Origin of the sequence: Paraburkholderia sp. J7, assembly GCF_905220155.1 — a bacterium.
GTDB lineage: Bacteria > Pseudomonadota > Gammaproteobacteria > Burkholderiales > Burkholderiaceae > Paraburkholderia.
Window position 1 is genome coordinate 277,451 of sequence record NZ_CAJMYZ010000011.1, and the last position, 11,985, is coordinate 289,435.

13 protein-coding genes are annotated in these 11,985 nt (G+C 64.4%); 3 read left to right on the forward strand and 10 right to left on the reverse strand.

What is annotated here, in order from left to right; genetic code table 11:
• Positions 1-20: 20 nt before the first annotated feature.
• The 6 genes from U5A58_RS19920 to rpsP form a co-directional block, all read right to left on the reverse strand.
• Complete coding sequence (locus U5A58_RS19920) at positions 21-959, reverse strand: CobD/CbiB family protein (protein WP_321912622.1); 939 nt, start codon at positions 957-959, stop codon at positions 21-23.
• Positions 960-1,107: 148 nt separating this feature from the next.
• A complete protein-coding gene (locus U5A58_RS19925; RefSeq protein ID WP_321962701.1) occupies positions 1,108-1,830 on the reverse strand; it encodes a CoA pyrophosphatase in 723 nt (240 codons plus the stop codon).
• Positions 1,831-1,916: 86 nt separating this feature from the next.
• The gene (gene rplS, locus U5A58_RS19930) at positions 1,917-2,312 is read right to left on the reverse strand and encodes a 50S ribosomal protein L19 (protein WP_028206741.1); all 396 of its coding nucleotides are present in this window, start codon (positions 2,310-2,312) and stop codon (positions 1,917-1,919) included.
• A 151-nt stretch (positions 2,313-2,463) separates the two neighbouring features.
• On the reverse strand, positions 2,464-3,231 hold the full coding sequence (gene trmD / locus U5A58_RS19935; RefSeq protein WP_321962702.1) for a tRNA (guanosine(37)-N1)-methyltransferase TrmD: 768 nt from the start codon (positions 3,229-3,231) through the stop codon (positions 2,464-2,466).
• A gap of 53 nt (positions 3,232-3,284) precedes the next feature.
• A complete protein-coding gene (gene rimM / locus U5A58_RS19940; protein ID WP_321962703.1) occupies positions 3,285-4,049 on the reverse strand; it encodes a ribosome maturation factor RimM in 765 nt (254 codons plus the stop codon).
• A gap of 93 nt (positions 4,050-4,142) precedes the next feature.
• Entirely contained in the window at positions 4,143-4,406 is a 264-nt protein-coding gene (gene rpsP / locus U5A58_RS19945; RefSeq protein ID WP_028206744.1) for a 30S ribosomal protein S16, read from the reverse strand.
• 281 nt (positions 4,407-4,687) lie between these two features.
• On the opposite strand from rpsP, the gene U5A58_RS19950 reads away from it, so the two are divergent.
• Both U5A58_RS19950 and U5A58_RS19955 read left to right on the forward strand, forming a co-directional pair.
• Positions 4,688-5,794: a PQQ-dependent sugar dehydrogenase gene (locus U5A58_RS19950; RefSeq protein ID WP_321962723.1), complete on the forward strand. Its 1,107-nt coding sequence runs from the start codon at positions 4,688-4,690 to the stop codon at positions 5,792-5,794.
• Between the two features lie 152 nt (positions 5,795-5,946).
• The gene (locus U5A58_RS19955; protein ID WP_321962704.1) at positions 5,947-6,420 is read left to right on the forward strand and encodes a TM2 domain-containing protein; all 474 of its coding nucleotides are present in this window, start codon (positions 5,947-5,949) and stop codon (positions 6,418-6,420) included.
• Between the two features lie 14 nt (positions 6,421-6,434).
• Here the strand turns inward: U5A58_RS19955 and U5A58_RS19960 are convergent, their stop codons facing one another.
• Positions 6,435-7,538, reverse strand: coding sequence for a PA0069 family radical SAM protein (locus tag U5A58_RS19960; RefSeq protein ID WP_321962724.1), 1,104 nt, complete (start codon positions 7,536-7,538; stop codon positions 6,435-6,437).
• A gap of 156 nt (positions 7,539-7,694) precedes the next feature.
• A complete protein-coding gene (locus U5A58_RS19965; RefSeq protein WP_321912635.1) occupies positions 7,695-8,183 on the reverse strand; it encodes an Lrp/AsnC ligand binding domain-containing protein in 489 nt (162 codons plus the stop codon).
• Between the two features lie 177 nt (positions 8,184-8,360).
• On the opposite strand from U5A58_RS19965, the gene U5A58_RS19970 reads away from it, so the two are divergent.
• Entirely contained in the window at positions 8,361-9,647 is a 1,287-nt protein-coding gene (locus U5A58_RS19970) for a D-amino acid dehydrogenase (protein WP_321962705.1), read from the forward strand.
• Between the two features lie 78 nt (positions 9,648-9,725).
• On the opposite strand, the gene U5A58_RS19975 is transcribed toward U5A58_RS19970, so the two are convergent.
• Together U5A58_RS19975 and U5A58_RS19980 are read right to left on the reverse strand one after the other, a co-directional pair.
• On the reverse strand, positions 9,726-11,513 hold the full coding sequence (locus tag U5A58_RS19975; RefSeq protein WP_321962706.1) for an acyl-CoA dehydrogenase: 1,788 nt from the start codon (positions 11,511-11,513) through the stop codon (positions 9,726-9,728).
• Positions 11,514-11,648: 135 nt separating this feature from the next.
• Positions 11,649-11,985 (reverse strand): electron transfer flavoprotein subunit alpha/FixB family protein (locus U5A58_RS19980; RefSeq protein ID WP_321962707.1); only part of this gene is annotated, 337 nt, incomplete at its 5' end.

Sequence of the window (11,985 nt, forward strand, 5' to 3'; positions counted from 1 at the left end):
CGTGGCTGGCGATCCGGCGCTCAGAGCCAGACGGCGATCGTCAGCATGAGGAGCAGGATCATCCACAGGATCACGGCGCGCCACACGAGGCCCACCGCCGATTGCAGCGTGCGCGGCGTGCAGTCGTCGCCCACCGTGTACGGACCGCCCTCGCCCGGCTGCGCGAGCGCATCGACGCTGGACTGCTCCGCGAGCGGACCCGAGAGGCGAGCGCCGAGCGCCCCGCTGCCGGTCGCGAGCAGCACGCCTTCGTTGGTATCGGGCCACTGGTTCGTGTGATTGCGCCAGGCGTAGATCGCGTCCTCGAAGTTGCCGACGATCGCAAAGCCCAGCGACGTGAGCCGCGCCGGCACCCAGTCGATCACGAAGAACACGTGCTGCGCGAAGTTCGAGAACGCCTCGGTGCGGTCTTCGGCCGGACGCGCCCACTCGCGCGCGAGGTATTCGGCAATGCGGTACAGCACGGCGCCCGCGGGCCCGATCGGCACGAGGAACCAGAAGAACACGCCGAACACGTGCCGATGCGAGGCGATCACCGCATGGATGAGCGTGTGACGCACGATCTCGCTCACGGGCATGTCCACCGCGTCGAGGCCGGTCCATTCGTGGAGAATTTCGCGCGCGCGCGGCACATCGTCGTTGTTCAGCGCGAGATGGATGTCGGTGAAATAGTGGCTGAACTGGCGAAAGCCGAGCGTGAAATACACGACCACCACGTTCCACAGGAAGGCCAGCACGAAGCTGATGTGGTACAGCACGTAGTAGACGAGCGCCGTGGCGAGCGTCCACGGCAGCACGACCACGAGCCAGGCGATGAGGCCGTGCTTCTGCTTGCCGGCGTCGAAGCCGTGAGCGGCCCACTCCGCATTGAGGCGCACGAGCGCCATGACTGGATTATTGGGCGACAGCGCCCGCACCTGTTCGATGACGAGGGCCAGCAATACGGAAAAGAAGGTCATGCGACGCGCCGTGCAGATCGAGTTGCGAAAGGGTTTTAGAAAGTGTTGCAACGATATCACAGGGCCAGATGTGCCTGACCATCGCCGGCCAATCGGGCGGCAATCTCGCAACAGTGCGCGGCGGCGCTTGCGCGCGCCGCCAGACGTGCTACGCGAGCAGGAAGCGGTAGAAGTTGCGCAGCATGCCCGCCGTGGCCCCCCAGATAAAGTGCGAGGACCCGACGCCCGACGCGACAGCGGATTCCGGCGCATTGCGGTCCGGTGCATTGCGGTCGGGATAAGGCATCGCGTAAAAGCGCCGCTCGCCCCCCTCCCAACGGAACACGCGCACCTGGTGATGCACCGGGTTCATGAGAAAGCTGAGCGGCACCTCGAAGATGCTCGCCACTTCGAGCGAATCGGCGGCAAGGCTGAACGGCTCGTGCACGAGGCCGACCACGGGCGTGACCCTGAAGCCCGTGCCAGTAAGATATTCGGGCAAAGCGCCGAGCACCTCGACGCGCGCGGGGTCGAGATTCACTTCCTCTTGCGCCTCGCGCAGCGCGGCGGCGATGGGCGTGGGGTCGGAAGGCTCGCGGCTGCCGCCGGGAAAGCTCACCTGCCCCGCGTGATTGCTGAGATTGTCGGCGCGCTGCGTGAGCAGCACGGTCAGGCCGCCCGCGCGCATGGCGATGGGCACGAGCACGGCGGCCTCGCGCGGATCGCGCACCTCGGCGAGACGGGCTTCCTGCGGTTCAGGGTCCCACGGCAGACGCTGCTCGAAGCGCGCGCGCAAACCAGCGGCGGTCAGGCGCTCCGCGGCGACTTGCGGAAGGCTCGCGCCCGTCGATTCGATCGGCAGGTTTTCGGGTTCAAATACTGGGCGGATCAACGGCGGTCCCGGATTACACGTACACGAGATTATTTTGCGGCCAAAAAGAAAAAAGCACCCCGAAGGGTGCTTCTTTCTTACAGCTTTTACGCCTGATCGGCCGGAGCAGCTGCGCGGTCTTTCGACACCAGCTTTTCCTTGATACGTGCCTTCTTGCCCGACAGGTTGCGCAGGTAGTACAGCTTCGCGCGACGCACGTCGCCGCGGCGCTTCACCACGATGCTGGCCAGCAGCGGCGAGTACGTCTGGAACGTACGCTCGACGCCTTCGCCCGACGAGATCTTGCGCACGATGAACGACGAGTTCAGGCCGCGGTTACGCTTCGCGATCACGACGCCTTCGTATGCCTGAACGCGCTTGCGGTTACCTTCAACCACGTTCACGTTGACGATCACCGTGTCGCCGGGGGCGAATTCGGGGATGGTCTTCTCGCCCAGCACGCGCTGGATTTCTTCCTGCTCGAGTTTTTCAATCAGATTCATGGAATGACTCCGTATGCCATCTTGTCGGCGTTCGTACCTGTGCAGGATGACCTGCAACTACGGCCCCGATAGAGGATGGATTCACAACTGGCGCCGTTCACGCATGAAGCGGCACCGCCTTTTGCGCCCCTTGTCGCGCACGCCCGAAGCCTTACGCTTCGTTCGAGCCCTTCGCGAGACTAGCGAGCCACGCCTCGTCGGCACGGCTCAACATCTTGTTCTTTCTGGCCCGCGCGATCAGATCGGGCCGCTTGTTCCACGTGTTGCGCAACGCCTCGCGGCGCCTCCACAACTCGATTTCCGCGTGATGGCCGCCAAGCAGCACATCGGGCACGCGCACGCCGTCGTATTCCTCGGGGCGCGTGTAATGCGGACAGTCGAGCAAACCGTCGACGAAGCTGTCCTGCACCGCCGAAAGCGCATCGCCGAGCACGCCCGGCAGGTTGCGCACCACGGCGTCCATCAAGGCCATCGCGGGCAATTCGCCCCCCGAGAGCACGAAGTCGCCGAGGCTCACTTCTTCGTCCACGCAGCGGTCGACGAGACGCTGGTCGATCGCTTCGTAGCGGCCGCACAACATCACGAGACCCGGCTCCTGCGCGAACTGCATGACGCGTTCGTGCGTGAGCGGCTTGCCTTGCGGCGACATCAGCAGCACACGCGGAGCGCTCACGCCGGCTTGCGCCTGCGCGGCCTTCGCCGCATCGATCGCCGCTTCGAGCGGCTTGGCCAGCATGACCATACCGGGGCCGCCGCCGTAGGGGCGATCGTCGATCGTGCGATAGTTGTCGGTCGTGAAATCACGCGGATTCCACGTGCGCAACGTGTAACGCTGCTGCTTCGCCGCCCGGCTGGTAATACCCCAGTCGGTCAGCGCGCGGAACATCTCGGGAAAGAGCGTGACGACATCGAACTGCATCGCTCTCTCCGTTCAGCGAAATTGAATCACGGCGCGCGGTATTGCCGTGTTGCTTAGTAATCGGCTTCCCAGTCGACGACGATACGCTTCGCCGCCAGGTCCACCGTTTTCACGAACACGCCCACAAACGGGATCAGGCGCTCGCCGGTGACCGGCTTGCCATCCTTGTCCGTAGACGGGTACGTGACACGCAACACCGATTGCGCGCCATTGTCGATCAGGTCGGCAACCTTGCCGAGCTCGACACCCGCCTCGTTGGCGACGTCGAGGCCGATCAGGTCGACCCAGTAATATTCATCGGCTGCGGGCGCCGGGAATTCGGCCCGGCTCACGTACACGCGCGCGCCGCGCAACAGCAGCGCGGCGTCGCGGTCGGCCAGGCCCGAAAGCTCGCCGACGACGCTGTCACCATGAACCTTGGCGCTCACGCGCACCGCGGAATGACGCTCGCGATGCCCCTGACCCTCGCGGCCCTTGAGAAGCCACCAGCGTTTAGCGGAAAGCAGCGCGCGGCCGTCCTGCGCGTGTGGCGCGATCTTCAGCCAGCCCCTAAGGCCATAGGCGTCGATCACGGCGCCGACTTCAACGGCGTCGTCCGGCCAGCTCGCTTCGGTTTCGGCGCGCAGGCCTTCGGTTGCAGGCGCAGCTTTCGCGGCACTCTCGCGCGCAGGCTTGCGCACGAACGCACCAAACGAAGGCGCGCTGCGGGCCGCAGCTTTGCCAGCGCCGCTGGTCGCAGCACCTGTTGCAACGTCGGGCGCCCCGCTTTCCGACGCGTCGTTCGCCTTTACGGCAGATTTAGCGTCATGCACGGACATCGGCACCCCTTGCGACCAGCTTGATATCGCACACGCTCATGGAGCGCGTACGCGGGTAAAACACGGACAACAGACTGAAAGACGCTTAAAAACTTAAGCAGCCGGCGCAGCGGCGGCGGTCTTTTGCGCTTCCTTCACGAGGCGCTCGACTGCCGGCGACATTTGCGCGCCGTTTTCCTTCCAGTACGTCACGCGATCTTGAGCGATACGCAGCGTTTCACCCTTGGTAGCGACCGGGTTGTAGAAGCCCACGCGCTCGATGAAACGGCCGTCGCGACGGTTGCGCGAATCGGTTGCGACGATGTTGTAGAACGGGCGCTTCTTCGAGCCGCCGCGTGCCAGACGGATGATGACCATACTAAAATCCTTGAAAACCGGGGTTCGGGACTACTGAAACATGCGATTATAGCCCGAAACCGGAGGCATAACAAACACTTAACGGGAAATTGCGCGCTGGCGCCGGGAAAGCGGCAAGACGCGGCGGTCAAACTGCCGCTCGTGGCCACGGCGGGCGGGCCCTGGAGCGAATTGTGGCGACTTTCAGACGACTCGTGCAATGGCTGCGTCGCACTTGCGGCGCCGGCGTGCGTGACAGCTCCCTTTTTCGGGCACCCCGAGCGTCGGCCAGACGCTTCGCACTGGTGTGGCTCGGCCTTGCCGCCGCCCTGCTCGCGGCACCGCTCGCTCACGGGGCGCTTCCCATCGAGCGCATCAAGCTCCCTCCTGGCTTCCACATAGCGGTGCTCTCCGAGGACGTTCCCGGCGCGCGCGAAATGACACTCTCGGGCAACGGCACCTTCCTATATGTAGGGAGCATGAGCGGCGACGTGTACGCGCTCGAACTCAAGGACGGCAAAGCGGCGAAGCGCCATATCGTGGCATCCGGGCTGATGATGCCGGTGGGCGTGGCCTGGCGCAACGGCGCATTGTACGTCTCGGCGGTTTCGTCGATTGTGCGGCTGGACGACATCGACCGTCATCTCGACGATCCGCCCAAGGCCGTAGTCGTCACGGATTCACTGCCCACCGAGCGCCACCACGGCTGGAAGTTCATCGCCTTCGGCCCCGACGGCAAGCTGTACGTGCCGCAAGGCGCGCCGTGCAACGTCTGCCTGCCGGCAAGCGACCCGCAGCGCGTGCATTTCGCGATGATCGGCCGCATGGACCCCGACGGCTCGCACTACGAGACCATTGCGCGCGGCGTGCGCAACACGGTCGGCTTCGCGTGGCATCCGCAGACGCACGAACTCTGGTTCACCGACAACGGCCGCGACATGCTCGGCGACGACATCCCCGACGACAAGCTCAACCGCCTCGCGCACACCGGCGAGGACTTCGGCTTTCCGTATTGCCACGGCGGCAACGTCGCCGACCCCGAGTTCGGCGCGGGCCATCCTTGCAGCGGCTTCACGCCCCCGGTCGCGAAACTCGGCGCGCATGTGGCGTCGCTCGGCATGCGCTTCTACACCGCCTCGATGTTCCCGGCCGATTACAAGAACAGCCTGTTCATCGCCGAGCACGGTTCGTGGAACCGCAGCAAGAAGGTCGGTTACCGCGTGGTGCGCGTGAGCGCCAACCCCGACGGCACGAACGCACGTCAGGATGTGTTCGCGCAGGGCTGGCTCAACGCCGACGAGACCCAATGGGGCCGCCCCGCCGACGTGCTGCCGCTGCCCGACGGCTCGCTCCTGATCAGCGACGACTACGCGGGCGCGATCTATCGCGTGACGTACACCAAACCGTGACGCGCGCGCCACGCTAACGCTGATGGCATGGTGCCGGGCATAAGCGTGCGCTTGTGCTGCAAGCGAGGCGCGCGGCATACAATGCCCGGCGGCCCGTGTGCGATGACGTGATGCGCCCATGACGGCCAAACGTTCACGTTATGCCCGAGCCCATGCCCAACGAAAACAACCCCGCACGCTTTCGCTCCAAGACCCTCACCGCCGCCCTCGCGTTCCTGTTTGGCAGCCTCGGCGCACATCGCTTCTATCTGTATGGTTCGCGCGACGTGTGGGGCTGGGCGCATCTGTTCGGCACGCTAATCGGCATTCCGGGCGTGATGCTGCTCGTCGCAACCGAACGCGCCTCGATTCCCGGCTGGGGCCTCGCCGTGATCGGCGCAGTTTCCGTCATTTCGGCGTTTCTGGCGGCAATCGTGTATGGGCTGCGCCCCGACGCCAAATGGGACGCGCAGTTCAACGCCGCGTTCGTGGAGCAAGGCCGCACAAGCCGCTCGGGCTGGACGGTCATCTTCGTCGTGATTTTTTCGCTGCTGATTGGCGCATTCCTGCTGATGACGGGACTCGCGCTCTCTTTCCAGACCTATTTCGAGTCGCAGGTCGAGGCCGCAAAGGCCATCTCGCAATAACGCCGCGAGCCCACTCAGAACAAGTCGAGTTGAGGCTTCTCACGCACGGTCTTCGACTGCACGAACGCCGACATATCGAGAATGCCGTGACGCCGCTCATTGAGCCCGAGGCGCCGCACGGCATTGTGAAAGCGCTGCTTGAGCAGGTCGGCCCAAAGCCCCGTGCCCTTCATGCGCTGCGAGAACGCCGACTCGTAGTCCTTGCCGCCGCGCATGTCGCGCACACGGCTCATCACGCGCTCGGCGCGCTGGGGGAAATGCGCCGCCAGCCAATCCTGGAAGAGCGGCGCGACCTCCCATGGCAAACGCAGCACGATATAGCTCGCGCTCGTTGCGCCGGCCTCGGCGCAGGCTTCGAGCACACGTTCCATGTCGGGCTCGGTCACGAACGGAATGACAGGCGCGATGCTCACGCCCACCGGCACACCGGCTTCGGCTAGCGTGCGAATGGTGCGCAGGCGACGCGCAGGGGTCGCCGCACGCGGTTCGAGCGAGCGGGCGATATCGGCGTCGAGCGTGGTGATCGTGATCGCCGCCATGAACTGCTTGCGCGCGGCCATCGGCGCGAGCAGATCGAGATCGCGCTCGATCAGCGAGGACTTCGTGATGGCCGCGAACGGATGCTGACGCTCGGCCAGTACCTCGACCACGCGCCGCGTGATGCGCATGTCGCGCTCCACCGGCTGCCAGGCGTCGGTGTTCACGCCGAGCGCAATGGGCTCGGGCTCGTACGAAGGCTTCGCGATCTCCCGCGCGAGCAGTTCTGCGGCGTTCACCTTCGCATAGATACGGCTTTCGAAATCGAGCCCCGGCGAAAGACCGAGATAGCTATGCGTGGGCCGCGCGAAGCAATAGATGCAACCGTGCTCGCAACCACGATAAGGATTGAGCGAGACGTTGAACGGAATGTCCGGCGACTGGTTGCGCGTGAGGATACTTTTCGCACGCTCTTCGAAGACTTCGGTGCGCAGCTTCGGCTCACTGTTGTGGTCGGCCTGGTCCCCTCGGCCCTCTTCGCCTTCGCCCGCCTGCTGCCAACCATCGTCGAACGCTTCGCGTTGGTCCACTTCATAGCGCCCTTGCAGGTTCGTAACCGCACCGCGCCCCTTGCGTGCCATGGGCGGCGCAACGGGATACCAGGTATCGGGATCGGGGTGGCGGGAATCGGTCACGGCTAAAGTGAACAAGACATGAAAAAACGCGGCTCAGTACTGTACAAATATACAGTACTGAGCCGCGTTGTCGAGTCCTAAAAACAGGGCGCTGACAGCCGCTCACTCCCCCACGGCGATAGTCAGCGTCTCCTTGATCTCTTCCATCACCACGTAGCTTTTCGACTGCACCGCGCCGGGCAGTTGCAAGAGGATGTCACCCAGCAGCTTGCGATAGTCGGCCATCTCGCCGATGCGCGCCTTGATCAGATAGTCGAAGTCGCCCGAGACGAGATGGCACTCCAGCACTTCGGGAATCTTCTGCACTTCGCGGCGGAACTGGTCGAACATATTGCCGCTCTTGTGGTCGAGCGTGATCTCCACGAACACGAGCAGCGCCGCGCCCAGCACCGCGGGATTCACGCGCGCGAAATAGCCCGTGATGACCCCGTCGCGCTCCATGCGCTTCACCCGCTCGATGCACGGCGTCACCGAAAGCCCGACCTGCTCCGCGAGGTCCTTCATGGCCATGCGGCCGTCTTCCTGGAGCAGTTTCAGGATGCGGTGATCGAGCCGGTCGAGCGCGCGGACCGGTTGGCGCTGCGTTCTCATGATTTCTTCCCGAAAATCTGAAAAATACGATAACAAAACCTAGGCATACAACAATAGCATAGCTACAAATACTGGCTACACCCGAATTTTCATGCCTTCCACCCTATCGGTGCCATAACGCCGCTTCCGGGGTCCCGGCAACACGGCGTAGCCCCAACGAATCTATACGGAGCAGCTATGCGAGTCGTCGTGTTGGGCAGTGGTGTGGTCGGTGTGGCCAGCGCCTGGTATCTCGCCCGCGCGGGCCACGAAGTCACGGTGATCGACCGCGAAGCCGGTCCCGCGCTCGAGACCAGTTTTGCGAACGCCGGCCAGATCTCGCCGGGTTACGCTGCGCCGTGGGCCGCGCCTGGCGTGCCGCTCAAGGCGATCAAGTGGATGTTCGAGAAGCACGCGCCACTCGCCATTCGTCTGGACGGCACCAAATTCCAGCTGCAGTGGATGTGGCAGATGCTGCAGAACTGCACGGCCGAACGCTACGCGCTCAACAAAGGCCGCATGGTGCGCCTCGCCGAATACAGCCGCGACTGCCTGCAGGCGCTGCGCGCCGACACGGGCATTCAATATGAAGGCCGCACGGGCGGCACGCTCCAGGTGTTCCGTACGCAGCAGCAGTTCGAAGGCGCGGCGAAGGACATCGCCGTGCTGAAGGACGCGAACGTTCCGTATGAACTGCTCACCGCCGACGAACTGGGCCGCGCCGAACCCGCGCTCGCCGCGGTGTCGGGCAAGCTCACGGGTGGCCTGCGTCTGCCCGGCGACGAAACCGGCGACTGCCAGATGTTCACCACGCGCCTTGCCGCGATGGCCGAACAACTGGGCGTGAAATTCCGCTACAACACGCCGATCGACAACCTCGTCCTGCAGGGCGACCGCATTGCGGGCGTGCAATGCGGCAGCGAACTGGTGCGCGCGGATTCGTTCGTGGTCGCGCTCGGCTCCTTCTCGACGAAGATGCTCGCGGACATCGTGAAGATCCCGGTCTATCCGCTCAAGGGCTATTCGATCACGGCGCCGATCGTCAACGCCGACGCCGCGCCGGTCTCGACCGTGCTCGACGAAACCTACAAGATCGCGATCACGCGTTTTGACGATCGCATCCGCGTGGGCGGCATGGCCGAGATCGTCGGCTTCGACAAGTCGCTCAAGCAAGCCCGTCGCGAAACGCTCGAAATGTGCGTGAACGACCTGTTCCCGGGCGGCGGCGACACGACGAAGGCCACCTTCTGGACCGGCCTGCGCCCGATGACGCCGGACGGCACGCCGGTCGTCGGCCGCACGCCGATCTCGAACCTGTTCCTGAACACGGGCCACGGCACGCTCGGCTGGACCATGTCGTGCGGTTCGGGCCAACTGCTCGCCGACCTGATCTCGGGCAAGCAACCCGCGATCCGCGCCGACGATCTTTCGGTTCACCGCTATCTCGGCGACACGCAGGGCTCGCATCGCCCGGCCTATGCCTGAAGCAACACTTTCAGCATGAACGAACACGGCGCCTCTGGGGCGCCGTGTTTCATTTCTCGCCTCGATTGGCGTGCGATATCAGAACTGATCTTCCGCCAGCGCCAGCACGCCCTCGCTGCCGTTCGCGCTGACGATCGCCGCTTCGAGCGCCACTGCCTGCGGCAAGACGTGTTGAGCGAAGAACTGCGCCGTGGCGATCTTCGCGCCATGGAACTTCGGGTCGTCCTGCATGAGGCGCTGCGAGGCGAGCATGGCGCGCGCCATCTGCCAGCCGCCCAGCACAATACCCGCCAGCTTCAGATACGGCACGCTACCCACGAACACCGCGTTCGGATCGCTCTTCGCCTTCGCGAGCACGAAGTCCACGGCCGAGGCCAGCGCCTCGCGACCGAGTGCAAGATGCTTGTGCATCGACTCGAACGCCGCGCCTTGTTGCGCTGCTAGCGCGTCGACGGTCTGCGCGATATCGGCAAGCAACGCCTTTGCCGCCGCGCCGCCGTCGCGCAGCGTCTTGCGCCCGATCAGATCGTTCGCCTGAATCGCCGTCGTGCCCTCGTAGATCGGCAGAATGCGCGCGTCGCGGTAGAACTGCGCCGCGCCCGTTTCCTCGATGAAGCCCATGCCGCCATGCACCTGCACGCCAAGGCTCGTCACTTCCAGCGCGAGTTCGGTGCTCCAGCCCTTCACGATCGGCACGAGGTATTCGTAGCGCGCCTGATGCCGCGCGCGGGCCGCCTCATCGGGATCGCCATGCGCGCGATCGCTCTCGCCCGCCGCCACGTAAGCGAGCGCACGCGCGGCTTCGGTGAGGGCGCGCATCGTCGCAAGCATACGGCGCACATCCGGGTGATGGATGATGCTCACCGCTGCTTTCGCAGAACCATCCACCGGGCGGCTCTGCACGCGCTCCTTCGCATAGGCGAGCGCTTTCTGGTACGCGCGATCGGAGACAGCCACGCCCTGCATGCCCACGGCGAAACGCGCCGCGTTCATCATGATGAACATGTATTCGAGGCCGCGATTCTCTTCGCCGATCAGCTGGCCGATCGCGCCGCCATGATCGCCGAACTGCAGCACGGCGGTCGGGCTCGCCTTGATGCCAAGCTTGTGCTCGATCGACACACAGTGCACGTCGTTGCGCGCACCGAGCGTTCCGTCTTCGTTGACGAGAAACTTCGGCACGATAAAAAGCGAAATGCCCTTCACGCCTTCAGGCGCAGTGGGTGTGCGCGCGAGCACGAGATGGATGATGTTCTCCGCCATGTCGTGCTCGCCCCACGTGATGAAGATCTTCGTGCCGAACAGCTTGAACGTACCGTCGCCTTGCGGCTCGGCGCGCGTGCGCACGGCCGCGAGATCCGAGCCCGCCTGCGGCTCGGTGAGGTTCATCGTGCCGGTCCAGTCGCCCGAGATGAGCTTCGGCACGAAGCGCTGCTTTTGCGCTTCGCTGCCGGCGGTGAGGAGTGCTTCGATAGCGCCGTCGGTGAGCAGCGGACACAGCGCAAACGAGAGATTCGCCGCGTTGAGCATTTCCACGCACGGTGTGCCGACGAGTTTCGGCAAGCCCTGTCCTTCGTATTCCTGAGGATGTTGCACGCCCTGCCAGCCGCCTTCCACGTACTGCCGGAATGCCGCTTTGAAACCGGGCGCGGCATGCACATTGCCGCTTTCCCAGCGGCTCGGATTGCGGTCGCCTTCGGCGTTCAGCGGCTCGAGCACTTCGCTGCATAGTTTGGCCGCTTCGTGCAGCACCGCTTCGACGGTTTCGGGCGTGGCGTCTTCGCCACCCGGCAGCTTCGCGATCTCTTCGAGGCCGGCCAGTTCCTTCATGACGAACAGCATGTCGCTCGTTGGCGCCTGGTACATATCAGTCTCCTCCCCTTTTCCAGAGTGCGGTTCCGCTAATGACAAAGGGGCGCCGCAGCGCCCCTTTGTTGCTTCGTCTCACGCCGCGCGGTCAATCATGATCGCAGCGCTCGTCGCGAGATACACCGGCCAGCTTCAGCCGAGTTCCTTCACGAGTTCCGGCACGACCGTGAACAGGTCGCCCACGAGGCCGTAGTCGGCCACGCTGAAGATCGGTGCTTCTTCGTCCTTGTTGATCGCGACGATGACCTTCGAGTCTTTCATGCCAGCCAAATGCTGGATCGCACCCGAGATGCCCACTGCCACGTACAGTTGCGGCGCGACGATCTTGCCGGTCTGGCCGACCTGGTAGTCGTTCGGCACATAGCCAGCGTCAACTGCAGCACGCGAGGCGCCGAGTGCGGCGTTGAGCTTGTCAGCGAGCGGCTCCAGCACCTTCGTGTAGTTCTCGCCGCTGCCCAGACCCCGGCCA

What these genes read in the sequence shown, in the direction of transcription:
- U5A58_RS19920 (WP_321912622.1), bottom strand. Translation starts at nt 959, where the DNA reads ATGACCTTCTTTTCCGTATTGCTGGCCCTCGTCATCGAACAGGTGCGG.
- rplS (WP_028206741.1), bottom strand. Translation starts at nt 2,312, where the DNA reads ATGAATCTGATTGAAAAACTCGAGCAGGAAGAAATCCAGCGCGTGCTG.
- trmD (WP_321962702.1), bottom strand. Translation starts at nt 3,231, where the DNA reads ATGCAGTTCGATGTCGTCACGCTCTTTCCCGAGATGTTCCGCGCGCTG.
- rimM (WP_321962703.1), bottom strand. Translation starts at nt 4,049, where the DNA reads ATGTCCGTGCATGACGCTAAATCTGCCGTAAAGGCGAACGACGCGTCG.
- rpsP (WP_028206744.1), bottom strand. Translation starts at nt 4,406, where the DNA reads ATGGTCATCATCCGTCTGGCACGCGGCGGCTCGAAGAAGCGCCCGTTC.
- U5A58_RS19955 (WP_321962704.1), top strand. Translation starts at nt 5,947, where the DNA reads ATGCCCAACGAAAACAACCCCGCACGCTTTCGCTCCAAGACCCTCACC.
- U5A58_RS19960 (WP_321962724.1), bottom strand. Translation starts at nt 7,538, where the DNA reads ATGGCACGCAAGGGGCGCGGTGCGGTTACGAACCTGCAAGGGCGCTAT.
- U5A58_RS19965 (WP_321912635.1), bottom strand. Translation starts at nt 8,183, where the DNA reads ATGAGAACGCAGCGCCAACCGGTCCGCGCGCTCGACCGGCTCGATCAC.
- U5A58_RS19970 (WP_321962705.1), top strand. Translation starts at nt 8,361, where the DNA reads ATGCGAGTCGTCGTGTTGGGCAGTGGTGTGGTCGGTGTGGCCAGCGCC.
- U5A58_RS19975 (WP_321962706.1), bottom strand. Translation starts at nt 11,513, where the DNA reads ATGTACCAGGCGCCAACGAGCGACATGCTGTTCGTCATGAAGGAACTG.